Source organism: Fibrobacter sp. UWB15 (genome assembly GCF_900177705.1).
GTDB lineage: Bacteria > Fibrobacterota > Fibrobacteria > Fibrobacterales > Fibrobacteraceae > Fibrobacter.
In genome coordinates, this window is sequence record NZ_FXBA01000010.1 from 21205 (window position 1) to 39737 (window position 18533).

The 18533-nt window shown below is 47.9% G+C and carries 13 protein-coding genes; 10 read left to right on the plus strand and 3 right to left on the minus strand.

Annotation, left to right across the window (positions count from 1 at the left end; translation table 11 throughout):
* The first annotated feature begins 104 nt into the window (after positions 1 to 104).
* From eno to B9Y58_RS12325, 5 genes are all read left to right on the plus strand, one after another.
* Entirely contained in the window at positions 105 to 1514 is a 1410-nt protein-coding gene (gene eno / locus B9Y58_RS12305) for a phosphopyruvate hydratase (RefSeq protein WP_073057359.1), read from the plus strand.
* Between the two features lie 278 nt (positions 1515 to 1792).
* Positions 1793 to 3445, plus strand: coding sequence for a glycosyl hydrolase family 5 (locus B9Y58_RS12310; protein ID WP_233247960.1), 1653 nt, complete (start codon positions 1793 to 1795; stop codon positions 3443 to 3445).
* Between the two features lie 21 nt (positions 3446 to 3466).
* A complete protein-coding gene (locus tag B9Y58_RS12315) occupies positions 3467 to 4894 on the plus strand; it encodes a glycosyl hydrolase family 5 (RefSeq protein WP_073057362.1) in 1428 nt (475 codons plus the stop codon).
* A gap of 91 nt (positions 4895 to 4985) precedes the next feature.
* Positions 4986 to 5693 (plus strand): hypothetical protein, encoded by a 708-nt coding sequence (locus B9Y58_RS12320; protein WP_073057365.1) that lies wholly within the window; start codon positions 4986 to 4988, stop codon positions 5691 to 5693.
* Positions 5694 to 5719: 26 nt separating this feature from the next.
* Positions 5720 to 6664, plus strand: coding sequence for a PorV/PorQ family protein (locus B9Y58_RS12325; RefSeq protein WP_073057367.1), 945 nt, complete (start codon positions 5720 to 5722; stop codon positions 6662 to 6664).
* Here B9Y58_RS12325 and B9Y58_RS12330 read toward each other — a convergent pair.
* Positions 6661 to 7560, minus strand: coding sequence for a sigma 54-interacting transcriptional regulator (locus tag B9Y58_RS12330; protein ID WP_073057371.1), 900 nt, complete (start codon positions 7558 to 7560; stop codon positions 6661 to 6663). The genes B9Y58_RS12325 and B9Y58_RS12330 overlap by 4 nt on opposite strands.
* Before the next feature lie 87 nt (positions 7561 to 7647).
* Positions 7648 to 8604, minus strand: a complete 957-nt coding sequence (locus tag B9Y58_RS14455; protein ID WP_143154709.1) for a hypothetical protein — start codon at positions 8602 to 8604, stop codon at positions 7648 to 7650.
* 320 nt (positions 8605 to 8924) lie between these two features.
* Between B9Y58_RS14455 and B9Y58_RS12340 the strand changes: the two genes are divergently transcribed.
* Both B9Y58_RS12340 and B9Y58_RS12345 read left to right on the plus strand, forming a co-directional pair.
* Positions 8925 to 10247 (plus strand): aspartate kinase, encoded by a 1323-nt coding sequence (locus tag B9Y58_RS12340; RefSeq protein ID WP_072801208.1) that lies wholly within the window; start codon positions 8925 to 8927, stop codon positions 10245 to 10247.
* A gap of 143 nt (positions 10248 to 10390) precedes the next feature.
* Positions 10391 to 10975 carry a fibrobacter succinogenes major paralogous domain-containing protein gene (locus tag B9Y58_RS12345; RefSeq protein ID WP_073057378.1) on the plus strand — a complete coding sequence of 195 codons (585 nt, stop codon included), beginning with the start codon at positions 10391 to 10393 and terminating at the stop codon, positions 10973 to 10975.
* 3 nt (positions 10976 to 10978) lie between these two features.
* On the opposite strand, the gene B9Y58_RS12350 is transcribed toward B9Y58_RS12345, so the two are convergent.
* Positions 10979 to 12334, minus strand: coding sequence for an ATP-binding protein (locus B9Y58_RS12350; protein WP_073057382.1), 1356 nt, complete (start codon positions 12332 to 12334; stop codon positions 10979 to 10981).
* A 325-nt stretch (positions 12335 to 12659) separates the two neighbouring features.
* On the opposite strand from B9Y58_RS12350, the gene B9Y58_RS12360 reads away from it, so the two are divergent.
* From B9Y58_RS12360 to B9Y58_RS12365, 3 genes are all read left to right on the plus strand, one after another.
* On the plus strand, positions 12660 to 15047 hold the full coding sequence (locus B9Y58_RS12360; RefSeq protein ID WP_109639797.1) for an ankyrin repeat domain-containing protein: 2388 nt from the start codon (positions 12660 to 12662) through the stop codon (positions 15045 to 15047).
* A gap of 167 nt (positions 15048 to 15214) precedes the next feature.
* On the plus strand, positions 15215 to 15358 hold the full coding sequence (locus B9Y58_RS14780; protein WP_199220977.1) for a hypothetical protein: 144 nt from the start codon (positions 15215 to 15217) through the stop codon (positions 15356 to 15358).
* A 577-nt stretch (positions 15359 to 15935) separates the two neighbouring features.
* Positions 15936 to 18518 (plus strand): AAA domain-containing protein, encoded by a 2583-nt coding sequence (locus B9Y58_RS12365; protein WP_085534936.1) that lies wholly within the window; start codon positions 15936 to 15938, stop codon positions 18516 to 18518.
* Positions 18519 to 18533 lie beyond the last annotated feature (15 nt).

An 18533-nucleotide genomic window follows, 5' to 3' on the forward strand; every position in this document is an offset into this window, starting at 1 on the left:
AATCACTAAATCTTCACATTTTTTCTTCCGACTGTCTACTTCCTACTTCCTACTTTTTTATATTTAAGGCACAAAAATTTTCACTTTAACAGAAGGTTAATAAAATGGCTAAAATCGCTAAAGTTTGGGCTCGTCAGATCCTGGATTCCCGTGGCAATCCGTCTCTCGAAGTCGATGTTACTCTTGACAACGGTATCGTTGGTCACGCTGCTGTTCCGAGTGGCGCTTCCACCGGCGAACGCGAAGCTTGCGAACTCCGCGACGGCGACAAGAAGACTTACTGCGGTAAGGGCACTCTCACTGCTGTGAAGAATGTGAACACCAAGATTGCTAAGAAGATCATCGGCATGGATCCGTCCAAGCAGACTGAAGTTGACGACGCCATGATCGCTCTCGACGGCAACCGCATGCTCAAGAACAAGCTCGGTGCAAACGCCATCCTCGGCGTTTCCATGGCTGTTTGCGTTGCTGCCGCTAAGGACGCTGGCCTTCCGCTTTACCAGTACATCGCCAAGCTCCATGGCACCAAGAAGCTCACGCTCCCCTGCCCGATGTGCAACGTGATCAACGGCGGTGCTCACTCCTCCGCTCCTATTGACTTCCAGGAATTCATGATCGCTCCGGTTGGCGCCAAGACTTTCTCCAAGGGCCTCCAGATGGTCACCGAAATCTTCCACGCCCTCAAGGCTGTGCTGAAGAAGGCCGGCTTCGACACCACCGTTGGTGACGAAGGTGGCTTCGCTCCTGGCGTTTCTATCAAGCCGGCTAAGAACAAGTTCGGTTACGAAATCACTGGCGTGATGACCCTCGAAAAGGCTCTCGACGCTTTGAAGGCTGCAACCACCAATGCCGGTTACAAGTTCGGCACTGACATCAAGATCGCTCTTGACGTTGCTTCTTCTGAATTCTGCGACAAGAACACCAAGGCTGGCAAGCCGGAAACCTACACCTTCAAGAAGAGCACCAAGAAGACTGTCAAGTCTGCCGACATGGTGAAGCTCTACGAAAAGCTCATCGACAAGTACTCCATCTTCTCCATTGAAGACGGTCTCGACGAAGCTGACTGGGCTGGCTGGAAGGTCATGACCGACAAGCTCGGCGGCAAGATCAACCTCGTGGGTGACGACCTGTTCGTTACCAACCCGACCATCTTCGACGAAGGCATCAAGGCTGGCATCGCCAACGCCATCCTCATCAAGGTGAACCAGGTGGGTTCTGTGTCCGAAACTCTCGCTGCTATCAAGCGCGCTCAGAACGAAGGCTATGCTCCGATCGTTTCTCACCGCTCTGGCGAAACCGAAGACACCTTCATCGCTGACCTCGCCGTCGGTACCGCTGCTGGCCAGATCAAGACTGGTTCCCTCTCTCGTACGGACCGCGTTTGCAAGTACAACCGCTTGCTCCGCATCGAAGAAGAACTCGGCAAGGCTGCCGTGTACGCCGGTGATCCGCGCAAGGCTTGCAAGGCCCCTGCTAAGGCTTGCAAGAAGTGCGGCTGCAAGAAGGCCAAGTAATTTCTTAAACCATTAGAATTACTAAGAGAAACCGTTCCTGGTTAACGACTAGGGCGGTTTTTCTTTTTTTTGTACAAACTAACTGTCGCATTGTGTTCTTGTTAATGGTAAAAATGCGTGATGTAATTCTCGTAATTTGTTTTTTTTACCCAATTTGCGCACGTTTCGGGAACGATATTTGTTTTAAAAAACTGTTTTTGCTTTGAAAATCGGGCTACAAAATTTATTTTTAGAAAGTAAACAGCCAATATTGGGGTTGGCGCATAAAAAGAGGTTTTATGAAACGTAAACTGTTCAAGTCCGTTCTTTCGGCCGGTGCGGTCGCCATGATTTGTGCTTGCGGCGATGACGCTGCATCTAGCAATCCTGTCAATCCGATTTCGGATAGCCCATGTGCAAGAGTTGTCGTGACTGCCAATGCGTGGGTCTTTAATACAGGTTCTGCCGACGTGGTCATTTATGCCGATGGCAATGTGACCAATGCTGTGGGACAACCGTTTGGCTACTTTGATCCTACCACGGGTGTTGTCATGGATTTGAATGGTGCACCGATTGCGACGGGTGTGGATGTTGCCGCTCTGACTGCTTGTGTGGCCAATGCGACGGTCGACCCGAATACGGGTGCAATTGAAAAGTTCAGCTCCTCCTCTGTGGCAACGAATCCGACAGATCCTACGGATCCGACAAATCCGACTTCGAGTGCGGGCATTTTCGATCCTACTGACCCGACGAATCCGACATCGAGTGCGGGCATTACGGATCCGACCGATCCTACAAACCCGACCTCTAGCGCAGGCGTTACCGATCCGACCGACCCGACTTCTAGCGCGGGCACCGAACCTGTAGAAGTGAGCTCTAGCAGCGCGGAACCTGTCAAGACGACCGGTAACCCCGAAGAAGACATCAAGAATTACCCCGTACCGACGCTCAAGAATATTCTTGGTAACGGCACTAGCGGCTGGAACACCCGCTACTGGGATGCCTGTAAGCCTCACTGCTCCCAGACGAGTACCGATGGCGAGGAAGGTAAGCCCAAAATTACTTCTCAGGAAGTTTACGAGGCTAGCCACTACACGGCACGCGTTTGCAATATTAACGATATTGAAATCCCCACCTTCACCTACAGCAAGGGCCTGGAACGTTACTGGGTAGGTATCCAAAACACCCCGAATGCATGCCAAGAAGCAGACCCAGCATCTGGCGGCGGCTTCACCTGTACCGACATGGCTCCTGTGGCTGTAAATGACACCTTGGCCTACGCCTTTGTTGCCGGTAGCGATGCGACCACCTCATGCGGCAAGTGCTTCCATTTGCAGTACGATGGTTCCTTCCATGATGCCAGCGCAAGCAATGGTGCCAAGGCAACACACAAGGCTCTTAAGGGCAAGCATATTATTGTCATGGCATCCAATATCGGTCACGATGTGAAGCCTGGCCAGTTCGATCTCATGGTACCGGGCGGTGGTCCGGGAATCTTCAATGCCTTGCAACTTCAGATTACCAAGCCCGGCATTGAATGGGGTGCTACTTATGGTGGCTTCTTGACTTACTGCCAGAACAACGACAAGTGCGGTTACGATGGAACGCTGGATTGCTACCAGACTTGCGTTAAGGAAATGTGCGACGCAGCCTTTGGTGACTCCAAGTATCCGAACCTGTTGCGCGGTTGCCATTGGTTTGCCGATTGGTTTATGGCCGCTGACAATCCGACTTACCAGTGGGAAGAGGTGGATTGCCCGCAGTACTTGATCGACAAGTACTCTACGACCATCAGCACTTCCATTGAAACCAAGATTCTGTTCCAGTCCGACTGGTCCAAATACAAGGGCGGTGACTTTATCACGACGGATGCTTGCAGCAATACTCCCAATGCTCAGGGCGAATACTGCGACCCCGAACAGTTGGCTGCTGACAAGGCCAAGACTTACTAGTCTTGGCACCCAAGAGGTTTTATGAGACGTAAGTTATTCAAGGGCTTTATCGCGGCAAGTGCGGTCGCCATGATTTGCGCTTGCGGTGACGATGCTGCATCGAACAATGCGACAGATCCGAATGCAGTCATTGACCCGGGTGCGGGCGTAATCGACAATCCGTATTCTTCGGCTGGGGTGACTGACCCGAGCAATCCGGGCAATACGCAGAATCCGACATCGAGTGCGGGCGGCACGAATCCGACCGATCCGGGCCAGACGACAAATCCGGGCGATCCGACGATTCCGACATCGTCTGCGGGCGCAACGAATCCGCTTGATCCCACATCGAGTGCGGGCTCTGACCCTGTTGCAAGCAGCGGCTCCGTGAATACGGATCCGGAACTGGGCCCCGACGGGTTCCCGACTCTTGAATCTTACGGTGCGCCTCCGGCCGAATACACCAAGGACATTAGCGCTACGGCAAAGCGCGGCTGGAATACCCGCTACTGGGACGCCTGTAAGCCGCATTGTTCCTGGCTTAAGGAAAGCTCTAACGATACGACTCGTGCAGATACGTCTTCCAACGAGGCGTTCCTTGCCGACTTTGGCACTGCACGTAACTGCAACATCCACGATGTCGAAGTCCCTACCTTTACCTTGGGTGACGTCAGTAAGGCTTGGTTCGGTTACAACGGAACCCGAAGCGCTTGCGGCGACGAAAAGGAAAAGGGCGTGTTCACCTGCACCGACATGGCTCCGATCCAGGTGACAGAGAACCTGTCTTATGGTTACGTTGCGGGCACAGCCAACAGCAAGTGCGGCAAGTGCTATCACTTGCAGTACGATGGCCACTTCGCGAACGAGATGGAAAACAACCCGCCCAGGGAAACCCACAAGGCTCTCAAGGGCAAGCACATGATCGTGATGGCCTCTAACATCGGTATGGATGTGGCTGGCGGCAATCCTAATCTTCCGGCAGGTCAGTTCGACTTGATGGTGCCGGGTGGTGGCGTGGGCGCTTTTGACGCTCTTACAACTCAGGTGAAAAAAGGCAGCGACTTTAACTGGGGTGCAGGCTTTGGCGGATTCTTGACCGAATGCCAGAACCAGCTCGGCTACGACGCTACTCTCGTTGAATACCAGACCTGCATCAAGGATATGTGCGATGCGGCCTTCGGCGATGCCGGCCTCCCGAACCTGTTGCGCGGTTGCCACTGGTTTGCCGACTGGTACATGGCCGCAGACAATCCGACCTACTACATTGAAGAAGTGGAATGCCCGCAGTACTTGATTGACCATTACATGAGCCGATACAACACCTCTCTAGAAAACAACTTCAAGAAGGTGACGGACTGGTCCACTTTCAAGGAAGGAGACGTGCTCGATACGCTCCATTGCTGGAAGGCGGGCGAAGCTCCTCCGGAAAACGGCTGGCAAAATCCGAGCGCCGGTTGCGACGTGCAATAGCTGGAATCAACGCGATTTGAATAGTCCTGCGATGTTTTCGCGGGACTATTTTTTACTTTACATATAAATGTTAATTTGTTAGATTTAGACTGTGAAAAATTCCCTGATAAAAGTATTGTTTCTTGTCTTGATTCCGTGTGCTGCGGTGTCGCAGGTGTTGCCTGCTGCAAAGGATACCAGTGTCCGCCATGTAATGACGTATGAGTTTGACTCGCCTTTGGTTTTGCTTGGCGTGGGGTGGAACTATACGCTAGACTGCAGAGATGTTTCTATCGACGAAATTGAACCTTTCTTTGAAGGTGAAGAGTGGTACGATTCCTACCGCCTTAAAGGCAAGTTCTGGAAATATTCCGGCATATCGATGGTGACGCTTGAGCTGCTTTCCTTGATTACCGGGAGCGTAAGCGCGTCGCAGAAAGGTGGAAAGTATGTTCTAGTAGGTAGTGCTGCCATGGCACCGCTTTTATGGCTGTCATTCTTTGAATATTACGAAGTGCAGAACATGAAGGTGGATAGCTATAACGCGGGTCGTGATATTCAAGAGGCCTTGATGGAGCGTGAAAAGGCCAAAGCGCAATTGCAAACGAGCAAGAAAATGCATGCGGCAGGAGTGTTTATGGCGGTGGCTTCTGCGGCTTTGATTGCGACGGGCGGTGTTGCCATGGTAAATGACAAAAATTATGGCCATTTTTTGATGATGGGAGGCGTTGTTGCCATTCCGTTCGGGGCGGTAATGATGTTAGTGTCGCATGTGGGCTATAGTTCTGCAATAATTCATTATAACCAACTGGAAGAATAATCCTGAAATTTTGTATCTTGTAGGGCATGAATAAGAAAATCCTCGCTGTTAGTCTTGTTGCATGTTCCCTTGCTTTTGCCGGGGAGCATTGGAATGTAGATGCCGGCGGGGTCTCGATGAAGTACCTGAGCATGCAGGTGTCGGCCAGGACGGCGGCCCTTTCGGGGGCGGGCGTCGCCGATGCAACCAGTGCTTCTGACATTTTGAGGAATCCGCTCTCGATGAACGGCGTGGCCGAAGCCGAGGCGGGCATCAACCACATTATTTTCCCCGAGTACACGGCCGACGATTACACGACGGCTTACGTGGTGCTCCCGTTCGAGTTCTGGAAATTCCCGCTCACGGCGTCGGCGGGTTTTGAATTCTTGGGTTACGATGGCATCGAGGGCCGCGACGAAGAGGGTTTCAAAACGTCGGAATACGGTGCTTACGCATGGGCCTTGCAGGCAGGTCTCGGTAATAGGGCCGATGCGTTCAACTGGGCCCTTACGGTGCGCTTTAGCCAGCAGACGATCGACGACGAATCGGCAATCGCCTTCTTGGGCGATGTCGGTGGCGCCTACCATGTGAACGAGTATTTTGCCTTTGGCGCAACGCTCACGAACTTTGGCTACATGAGTGATTACGATGGCGAAAAAGAAACCGCTCCGATGGCTTTGCAGGCGGGCATCACGGGAATCTTGCCGATTTCAAAACTCTTTAGCCTCGAAAGCCAGTGGAACTTGTACATGTCTGCCGACGCTTACCGCCGCGCCGATATGCAGGATCCCGAATGGCGATTCGGCGGCGAACTCGACTACATGCAGACGCTGTTGCTGCGCGTGGGTTATGCCGCTCGCCCCGATACCGAAGACGGTGTAAGTGCGGGTATCGGGATCGTGTTCGGCATGGTGAACTTTGACTATGCGTACAGCCCCAAGAAGGCCTTTGATGGTGGCTACCACTATTTGACCCTTGGCATGAGGTTCTAGCTTCCGTGCTTTCTGATTTGGTAATATAGGCATCCTCGGCTGATGCCTAATTTTTTTGCGGTGGCCTTTCGGTTGCCTTTGTTTTTTTCTAGTTCCGAATAAATCAGATTCCATTCGGGAGAACTTGAATTGCGTCGAATAGGGCTTGTATCGTAAAGGGCTGTGTCGGCGGCAGAACAGGTTTCTACGATTTCGTAGAATTCTTCTTCTAGTATTTTGGACAATGTCGTTTCGTAGGGCTTGAGCAGGGAATAGCGTTGCAGAACGTTCTTGAGTTGTCTGACGTTTCCGGGCCATTCCTTGCGTGCCAGGAGCTTGATTTCGGCAGAGGTGAGCAGGGAGCTGTCGCCGACTTCTTTCCAGATTTCTTGGGCGATTGTATTGAAGTCTTCGCGTTCCCGCAGGGGCGGGATCTTGATGGGGAATACGTTCAGTCGAAAGAAGAGGTCTTCGCGAAATCGCCCGGCGCGAACTTCGGAACGCAAGTTGCGATTGGTGGCGCAAACCAGGCGAAAGTCTACTGGCAGGGGGTCGCAACTGCCTAAGGGCATTACGGCGCGCTCTTGCAAAATACGCAACAGCTTGCACTGAATTTCGAGCGGCATCTCGCCGATTTCATCCAAGAAAAGCGTGCCGTGGTCCGCCGAGCGCACCACTCCCAGGCGCTCGTCGACGGCTCCGGTGAAAGCCCCCTTGCGGTGGCCTTCCAGAATGCTTTCGGTGAGTCCCTTGGCAATCGCCCCGCAATTGAGGGCGATAAAGGGCCCGCCCGCCCGCTTGCTGTGAGCGTGGACAAAGCGGGCGGCGACTTCTTTGCCGCTGCCCGATTCCCCAAGCAGTAGCACCGAGATGTCGGAGCTTGCCGCAATGCGTAACATGGATTCGTGTCTGTTCATAAAGCCTCTATACTATACACGCTTTTTTAGAGGCTCTGAATACCAAAAGCGCGAATAATTTACATTCGCGCCTAATTTTTTACAAAACTAGTCGAGATTCATTTTAAGGAAGCATTCCGAGAAACTGTCGTTGCCCGTATCCCTATAAAGAGTTGCAGATTCGATTTCATTTCCTTCGGAATCCCGCATCGTCTCGCCTCTCTTGTTCTTCAAGACATTTGTCACAAGGAATTCGGATTTTTCGCCATGGCATAAATCCTTGTCGACGAGTTTTTCTGAATAGTTCAGTTTGCAGGTCGTGGAGCCGTCCGAAAGTTCTATTTGGATTTCGCTGACTGTTTTGAAAAAGAATCCGTCGTAAATGGGCGTTTCGGTTGCGTTTTTGATGTCGACCGAGAACGTCTTGCCGTTCATTTCGAAGACTTGGCTGGTCTTTTCATTTTTTTTGATATTGACCTTGTTTTCTTCAATGGCACGTTGTACGCTAGAAGAATCTTTTTCGAATATGGTTTTTGCAGTAGTTAAGAGGTATCCTTCGTTGATTGCGTCATAAAGTTTTGCCATAAAAAAGGAGTTCATGAAATCGGGATTTTCATCATTTTCTTGACTTAGGTCGAGAATAGTCGTTTGAGATAACTTTCCGTCAGAGAATGTGAGTGAGAATGAGGGTTGTGACCAGGTTCCTTCGAATTTTCCTGATTTCCCGCCTATGAATACTTCTTCAATTGGCAATTTTTTGCCGTTTCGGAAGGCGGATAGCGCTAGGGAATCTCCTCGGAATTCATACTTGAGCGTATCGGGACCGTTTAGGGGTAGGCGCTCCCATACGAAATCTTCTCCAACGGCTACGCATTCGGATCTGTACGTGCTGTCGGGAATCATGATCAAGAGATTCTCTGATTCGTCGACTTGATATCGCCCTGTTTTTGTGTCGGTTTCTGTTGGCTGTGTCTGGCTATCGTTCGATGCGTTTGATGAGGAATCGTCACCGCAGGCAACAATAAAGAATACCGATGCCGCGGCGGCAATCAGCTTTTTTTTCATGATATGTTCTCCTTTAAGGGGTGTTTAGTTTGTCTGTACCGCTAAATTACTAAATCACTTTTGACGAAAAAGTAAAAGGTTTGTCCAAATTTCGCCTGGTTTCGTGACATTTTTTTGACAAACCTTGCCGTGTCTTGTCGTTTTTTCTATTATTGCCCCCGCAACGGTAAAACACCGTCGCAGACATAGACCAACATAAGGCGACCGCAAGGGCGCCGTAAACCAAAAGTGGCTGGCCAGATGGGTAGGCTTGGGCACGACGACCGTGAGGAAAGCGGTTGCGCTCGAAGCCGAGAGGTTTGGTGGCCCGAAAGGAAAAAATGAGTCAAAGAATCGTATGTAAGTTCGGCGGCAGCTCTGTCGCCGATGCAGGCCAGTTCAAGAAGATCAAGGCCATCGTTGAATCCGACAAGAACCGCAAGGTCATCGTCGTTTCCGCACCCGGCAAGCGCAATCCTAAGGAAACCAAGCTTACCGACCTCCTCTACAGCACCTACGACCTCGCCTCCAAGGGCCTCGACTTTTCGACCCCGTGGAACCTGATCCGTCAGCGCTACGACGAAATCTGCAAGGACCTCGGTCTCGAAGACAAGCTGACCGAAGACCTCGACAGCCTCGAAGACAAGCTGAAGAACCACCCCGAATCCGTCAGCACCGATTTCCTGGTGAGCCGCGGCGAATTCCTGTGCGCACGCCTCATGGCCAAGTACCTGGGCGCAAACTTCGTGGACACCTTCCCGCTGATCACCTTCGACGACAAGTACCGCATTACGCCGAAGACCTACGAAGACATCGCGAAGACCTTGTCTGACGAAAACCAGCTTTACGTGCTACCGGGCTTCTATGGTAGCAACCTCCGTGGCGAAGTCAAGACCTTCAGCCGTGGCGGTTCCGACATCACGGGCGCAATCCTTGCCAACGGCATCGATGCCGCCAAGTACGAAAACTGGACCGACGTCTCGGGCATGCTCATGGCCGACCCGCGCATCGTCGAAAATCCGCTCCCGATCGAATACGTGAGCTACCGCGAAATCCGCGAACTCGCTTATTCCGGCGCTTCTGTGCTCCACGACGAATCTATTGCTCCGTGCCGCGCCAAGAAGATTCCTATCAATATCCGCAACACGAACCGCCCGCAGGATCCGGGTACCATCATCGGCCCCACTCCGGAAGAAGCAAAGCTCCCGATTACGGGTGTCGCCGGCCGTAAGGGCTTCTCGATGATCTACATCGAAAAGTCCATGATGAACAAGGAAGTCGGTTTCGGCCGCCGTGTGCTCGCCGTGCTCGAAAGCGAAGGCCTCTCCTACGAACTGTGCCCGAGCGCCATCGACTCCATGAGCATCGTGGTGGATAGCAAGGCCCTCGATGCCGTGCAGGACGTGGTCCTCGAAGACATCACGCAGCAGATGCGCCCCGACCGTATCAAGGTATTCCCGGGCATCTCGCTTATCGCGACTGTCGGTCACGGCATGACGAACAAGATCGGTGTGGCTGCAAAGCTCTTCACCGCTCTCGCCGAGAACAAGGTGAACGTCCGTATTATCGACCAGGGTTCTTCGCAGATCAACATCATCACCGGTGTTGACGAAGCCGACACCGAGAAGGCCATCAAGGCCATCTACGGCGCATTCGTGAAATAACCTGCACTGTCATCCTGGAGGCCCAACGGGCCGATAGGATCCAAGAACATTATCGCCCCCGACCTAACAGTCGGGGGTATTTTTTATCTGTTTTCCAACTTTGTAGGCGAAAAATCTATATATAGAGTGTTTCTAGGAGTTTTATGCGTTTTATTATTTTGTTGTCTTTGTTTTCCCTGGTGGCTTTGATGGTTGCCTGTTCGGAATCGTTCACCGACCCGCGTGACGGACAAAGTTACGACATTGTGCAAATTGGTTCGCAAATTTGGATGGCCGAAAACCTGAATTACGAAATCGAAGGGAGCGCATGCCCCGAAGGTGACAATCGCAGCTGTTCCAAATATGGGCGCCTTTACGCTTGGGAAGTTGCTCGCACCGTGTGTCCCGAAGGCTGGCACTTGCCCGACAGCGCAGACTTCGAAAAACTGATGGTAGGCGTCGGTGGCGCCGATGTGGCAGGCTATGCGCTCAAGTCCACCAGCGGTTGGTTCAAGAAAGGGAACGGCTCCGACGAATTCAGCTTCAACGCTCTCCCCGCAGGCTACAGGCTAGGCAGCGAATCTGCTCCCGGCAAGTTCGATGGCATTGGCGGCTATGCCCACTTTTGGACCGCCACCGAAACGCCCGACGGCCTCGCTTATTACATGCTCCTCGATTTCAGCAGCAAGGCCGCCAAGTTCAGCGCCTTCGGAAAAGACGAAGCGCGGTCTGTTAGGTGTGTGAAGTAAACTTTATACGCGCGACTCTAAGCCGTTTAAATCTATCTTATACGTTCCCAAAACAATCTTTTCGTTGCTCAAGAACATGAGCATGTAAATGGGACAGTATAAAATGTTGTCTTTCGCACGGATGTTGTCATTGCAAAACACCACTGCCTGCTTAATTGCGTAGTTGGTCGTCTCCATAACATTCTTTAGGGCATTGTGTCGCTTGTAATCCTTGCCTGACTTGATTTCTATAGGGAGTACATTCCCGTTCTGTTCAATGACAAAATCCAGTTCGCCCTGCTTCTTGCTGTTGAAATAATAAAGATCAAAGCCGTGCGCCCTGAGTTCGGTCGCGGCGACATTTTCATAAACAGAGCCGAAATTGATATCGGGGTCGCCGTTCAAAATTTTCAGCTGGATTCCGTTTGCATATTGGCAGGTGAGCAATCCGACATCGTTCAGGAACAACTTGAATAGGTTCCGCGAACGCGAAAGCAACAGGGGTATTTTGGGTTCATCTACATTATAAACAGGGATCGCCACGCCCGCTTCTTTTAACCAGATAAAGGAATTTTCGTAATGCGAGAACTTGAGATTCTCGTTCAGTTTTTTCAGGATAAATCTCTTGTTCTGGTTGTTCAGTTCCGGCGGAATCAAGTCGAAGATTTCGTTCAGATACAACTTGTTCTTGGGGTCGTATTTGGCAATATCCTTCTTGTATAACTCAATAATGCTTTGCTGAATTTCTACGACATTCTGGATGTTGTTTGATTCCAGATACTCCGCGACTGCGGCGGGCATTCCGCCGATAACCATATACAGGCGAAAGATTGCCATCATTTTTTCATGGACAAGCGCATCAACTTCGGTTTTATTTGCGAAAGCAGAGTGGATAGATTTCAGGACTTCCGGCTGCACGCCTACCGCATTCGCAAATTCCTCCAGGTCTAGAGGGAACATTTCCTTGATGCTCAAAAAACCGACCGGCAGGGAACGGATGTCCTTGAGTTCCACTCCAAGAAGCGAACCGCTCATGACGTAACGGTACGAGCCTTCCTCGACAAGGAACTTGATTGCCGTGACTGCGTTCGGACATTCCTGGATTTCGTCCAGGAAAATCAGGGTTTCGTTCTTGACCAGCTTCGTTTCGGTGTATGCCGACAGACGGAGCAGAATGTCGGAAGTGTCGGTGCCGTCAAATATCGCCTTGGCGGCGGGCGACTCCAGGAAATTGATTTCAACGAAATGCTTGAAATGCTTTTTTCCAAATTCCCGGATCGAGCTGGTCTTGCCGATTTGCCTTGCACCTGTAACAAGCAAGGCCTTCTTGTACTTGGCGTAGAAATCGACTAAATAGTTGTCTATTTTGCGTTGAATCATAGGCTTTTCCGTTTATCCAACCTTAAAATAACTAATTTTTGCCGCTTTTCCAACCTTAAAACAACTAATTTTGTCTGTTTTTCCAACTTTATGCAAAAAAATGCTAAAACGGTACTGAAAATGACCGTTTTAGCGATGTTGAGAAACTTCTTCCATGATGCCGTAGATTGCGTCTGCCTTGGCGTTGTCGCAGTCGATAAACAGGGCTGTTTATAGAAAATGTAAAAGGTGTTTTTTGAGAGAAGGGGTTCGCCTGCGGAATGTTTATAAGTAAAAATTTCGTTTTTTCGCAAAAAAAGCCAAAACATTTTTTGGGAGTGAAACGATGGACCGTCCAATCTCCACAAAAAAACAATTTGAAGGTATTTTTTATAAAAAAAGGACAATTATGAAAATACGAATGAAATTTAATCCATCTTATCCTACGCTGGGTCGGCAATTACAAATCATAGCTCGTGTATTAGACACAGATTCAGTTCCGGGTATCACTAAAAAATTAGAACACCTTGCCAACGATCCAAGTATCAATCTTGATTCACTGATAGATGCAATAGAACAAGTATTTAAATTACCATTTGAGTATCCAAAAGTTTGTTCCGGCTCCATCGCTTCTATCTATAACATATGCGAGGAATTCATTCAGCAGTTAAAAGAAGATTTTTTCATCATCAATCAAACGAATATTAATAGATGGCCTCCCGAAACCTTCCCTAATAGAAATGAATTGTATAAATCTTTTATCCCCTTTATCTGCGGAACGATTTATGCCTTTGTCAAAGAACTATTCAAGGATGATAATTTTACAAATAGAATCCTATTGACGGAAACGCCTCTCCAGGACGGACTCAATACTATTTTGAAGAAGTGTCCGCAGTTTATTGATTGCTTTCACAATACTGAACGAGATAAAGTCCAGCGATGGCTTGCGGGCAAGCAACTTCCCAATATGGGAAATCTATTTGACGTCATCAATAAAGCAAAGGATGTTCTTGGATGTCATTACATACTGTGCTGTGAAATTGCATTTGCTTCGCAACTTCTGCAAAAAACAGCCGAAATTGCTGAACCGGTATACAAGATTCAAGATTATTTCAAATCGCTAATTGAAAATTCCTCTTCAAATAGCGAAGATTTCAAGTATGACAATATTCATCTTGGAAAATGTTCTCTACTACAAAAACACTTTATTTGTGCACAAGATGGTGTACGATATTGCGCACAACAAAATCCACCAACAACTATCCTTGCTTTAGAGCAATTCGCAAGAGTTTGTGCCACACTGCAAATCAACAGTATTGCCGTAGAATGGCGGTTTAATCTCCTTTGGGTATTGTCCCTAATTTATGAAGGTAAATTTGATGAAGCATTAGAGACGCTTAAGACCGTTATGCCCAACCTTTTTTATACAACTGATATAATTCATACAGCTATTTATGTAATAGACCCCGAAAAAAAGAAAGGGCGCAGTTTTTTCCATATTGCCTTAGCCTTAGGAGCAATTTGCGAAGATCGGCCTTTTTTAAAAATGATGAAAACCTATGGTATTGTTTTTGGACTATTCGGGAAACCGATGGAAGTCATCAAAGAATCCTATAATAAATTTCCTTACGTCAACAAAGATTCGCGAAGTATAGATGTTATCGTAGAAGATTGGGAAGTTGAACAATGGGCAAATGACTTTTTTATTCTGTTTTCAGAAAAGGATGTAAAAAACATTGACTCAATAAAAGATAAGAAAACAGATGTACATTTGCCATTATTCTTCGAAGAAGGGAAAATCCCAAAAATTCCTGTAAAACCTTACAAGACGCCTTTTAAAATATCATGGAAGACTTATCCGCAGTTAGTATGGTTTACACAAATGAATGATGTTGATGCAGTAAAAACTCTGCTTGATGCAAATGTTGATGTTAATGCGTTATCCTCTTCTGGCGAATCAGCTCTGTTGTTTGCCATCGAGAGCATGGTTTATAATACCATCCCATTTAAACCTAAAGAAGGCAAGGAAATGTTCTATTTAATAGCGTCTCATCCCCATGATCGAAAGACTCTCCTTACCCCAACCAACAAAAAGAAATTAACCTGTCTCGGTCAAGCTATATTGACTGGAGAAGTTGATGTCGTTCAAAAACTAATTGAAATGGGAGCCGATGTAAACCAGATTCAATCAACAGATCAGCAAAGCCCTTTTTATAGGGCCGTTCAATACAGTTCAATGTCAAATATAATTGATTATCATCAAAATCCGCGTTCCTGGACGCCCGAAATGCTAGATGGCATAAGACGAGGAAACGAGTTCTTTAGAAATATGACAAATGAAGAGGTTTATCGTTCTATGCTTTTGCAAAAAAACAACCCCATGTTAGAACAAGCTAAACAGTGGGTGGCTCAATATTTCAAAGAACAGCGACAAAAATGTTTATCTAAAGAGAAAATGTTCTCTATTGCTAAAATACTTCTAGAGAATGGAGCGGACCCAAACCAAAGACACGACGTCAATGGTCTTATTGGTTACACCCCCCTTATGATGGCGGCAGAAAAGAATTTAATTGATCTATTTGAATTAATGATAAAGCATGGCGGAAATCCAAACCAAACAGCACGAGACACAGGCCCATACAGTTCAACAATTTCATGCTGGGAAATAGCATATTCTTGGAAGTCAAATTCTATTCTCAAGTATCTTGAAGAAAATCGAGATCGATTCAAGTAAGAAATAAGTCTCCCTAAAAAGTCATAGCCGTGGTTCATACACCATGGCTTTTTTGTTCAAACATTTTTTGGGAGTAACTCGCTGTCTTTGGCATATTGAGTTTGGGAAGAAGAAAATCTAGTTTCTTAATACTTCGATGTTGAAGTAAACAAACAAAAGGAATCTCTATGAAATCGAATCAGTCCCAGGCTAATCTGAACCATCATGCGGACCAGATGAACCCGAACAACTATCAGTACCAAGCTCGCATGGATAATCATGCTAATCAGCTGAATCCCAACAACAAGCTTTACCAGGGAGGGAAGAAGTAAAAAATTTGGCGATGTCGAGCAACAGGATGCGGCCCATCTCTGTTGCTTCTCTAAGCACGAATTTGCCGGAGGACCCGAACCTATTACAATATAACAACTTTTCAGTTCTAATCCCCGCTACTTTCTGATTTTCCAGAAAATAAGCAAAAAAAGCCCATTTTGCCTAGATGGGCGTTGTCCCCTTTTGTCCCTTTTGCGCTTTCTAAATCTGAAATCAATGGGCAAAACCACCCAAATCAGCCAAGCCTTTGAGCTTGACCAGCAGATTGACATCTACGGTGAATAAGTCCCAACGAAAAAAATACACCACCGCAATTGCGGTTCAACAAAAAAGGAAGCTTATGAATTTCACAATTCAAACTGAGGGTTCAGTCCCTCTCAAAATTCTTGTCAAAGCCAATCGGGTTGTCGAATCCGGGAAAGTTCGCTGGCGCAAGACCCAACGCGACAGTCTGCTTAAATCCTGCAGGATTACCGATTGTTTTCGATTAATCAGAATGAGCAACTCATCAATCTTGTTGCTCATGGACCACAAACACTACAACCGCTATTTAAGCGCATAATAAAGGAGGAACTCATGTGTACAGCAGTCAATTATCTCCACGCATTGGAGAAAGAAATCGAACTCCGTCTAAACGGATACCAAACATGCGTAGCCGTTCCTGATTACATCGGTCCAAAGGAATACACCGACGAATCTGGAACACACTACAAATATGTTTATGAAATAAAAGAATCGGACCGCACAAACGCTTCATTCGAAGATATCAGCCGTTCCTTCGAAAAGGCAATAGAGTGTTACCAGGTCCCAGAGCAGGAAGTTCCCAAGGCTCAGTTACTTCCAGAAAACCTGTTAAGTATTTTCACCAGCGAGGTTCAATTTGATTCCATAACGAAAAAGAAACGATTTTTCATCGTTCTGGATAAAAAAATCAAGGACAAGCATCTTCTATGCCTTCCGCCCAGCACAATCCAAATCGCGGCCGAAATATCGGTAATGGAACATGTTAGCGGAATACGCGCCAATTTAAGCGAAATCGTCCGTAACGAAGTCGCTTCGTTTGAAGAAAGACACGCTATTCCCAAAGTCATTCCATCTGCATTGCAATCCCTTTTACAGACAGAAAATATGCAGTTACCAACGTTTGAGCCTCAAATTTTGGAAGATGGCGAATATGAGATTCTAAAGGACAACAAACGTTCCGGCAATAAAGAGCAGCGTCAATTTGTGTGTAACGTTCTGTCAACACCTGATTACACGATTAAAGAGGGACCTGCAGGTTCGGGAAAAACAACATCCATTTTGGAAACAATTATCCAGTTGGTAAAAAAGGGGAAACGTATTTTACTGGTCGCCTCTACCAATGTGGCCGTTGACAACATCCTTGAACGCTTGAAGGTGCATTTGGACAAAGCCTGCGTGATGCGCTACGGCGATAACGATAATGACAGAATTAGCCCAGACGGTAAGAAATTCATTCTTGGAAAGAATTTCTCCAAAACTGAGGCCAAAGCCCTTCAAAACCGTATCCAAAACAAACCAGAAGATAATCGTACTGCAGAGCAGCAATTCTTACTGGATAACTGCGATCCCAAAGATAACGAGATGTTTTACAACATCATCCAAGAAAACGTCCCAATTGTAGCGGGCACTACTTTTGGAGCGGCGCTTGCAGAAATGGAAAAACTTCGCTCAAAAGGCCAAACAGAAGCTCCCTTTGACTACATGGTTCTTGATGAAGCTTCCAAGACAACTGTTCAGGAATTTCTGGTACCGGCAGTTCTTTGTAAGCACTGGATTATTGTTGGTGACATCAAGCAGTTATCTCCTTATGTAAACGATGATGATATTGCCGAAAATCTTCAGATTTGCTATCCGGAGGATGTCGATAAACGAAATGAATATACCGTCGCATCGGATTCTCTGCTAGCCTCATCGGGGAAAGGTTTCCGTCAAACAGTGGTTCTTGTGGAGAAGGAAAACGAAAAAGACTCCTACTTGCCTTATCTATACCGCAAATACGCCAAGGAAAACGACATCCTCTTCGCCGATGCGGATAAACAGGAGGACATTGAAATTCTTCCCTACGCAACGATTATTGTCGGCTCCTTAAAAGCGTTTGAGAATCACCGCGATACACTCTCTCTTCGCATTACAACAGTGCGCCCAGCCCGTGACAAGAAAAGTGGACATATTCTGAACGAAGAAAAAATGCAAGAATGGGTAAGCATAGCCCGCTATAATCGCGAAGTCCTTTTTGAACGCTATGATGAAAACAAACCGAAGGAATGGCATAATGAAGTAGCGTGGCGTCTTATCCGCATGTTTGAACAGCGCGACAACAAGGTGAATGCAGACCGCAGTACTATAGCCCGCCTACAAGAGGAAATCGATAAACTGATTCCCATTAGCGACAAGGAAAACTGCAAAAAGAACCTGCATATTTTTGAGCAGATTTACCTTCCTTCTTGCATGGAGCTGTTGCTCAAGGGATACGGCGAATACAAGGACTTGGCCCTATTCCGCGGCATTCCCAAGGAAATGCTGGACCAACGCCGCATACAGCTTTCATTTCAGCACCGTTGCCATATGGATATCGCAAAACTAGCCTCCGACGAGTTTTACGATGGAAAGGCTATGCGTTCAGAACACATGAAAGGTGAGCGCGAGTGGGATTACCACCGCTTTGGAAATAAGCACAACCACTGGGAAAACATCAAGGGCCGCTGCGACCACAAGAACCGCAACAAAGCTGAACAGATATGGATTAAAAAAGAACTTGAAAAGTTCCGTGATTTCGCTAAAGCAAAGCCAAATAAAAAAGGAAAGTGGTCTGTAGCAGTGCTATCGTTCTATAAAGAACAGGCAGAAGAACTGAAAAAAATCTGCCAGTGCGTATTCAAGGACAGCGGTAAGTTCGTCACCTACAGCGCAGGCTCCGTTGATTCTTTCCAGGGCCACGAAGCCGACATCGTATTCCTTAGCTACAGCAACCAATGTCCCACCTGTTTTATAGGCGCACCAAACCGCCTAAACGTAGCAATCACTCGTGCCCGCTACATGATGGTTCATGTAGGCAACTGGCGCGCGATGAGCAAGGGGCAAGGCGCTCTCGGACGTATCGTCCAAAAACTCAAAAATGTAACCCACAACCTCTAACCATAAACAAGGAGA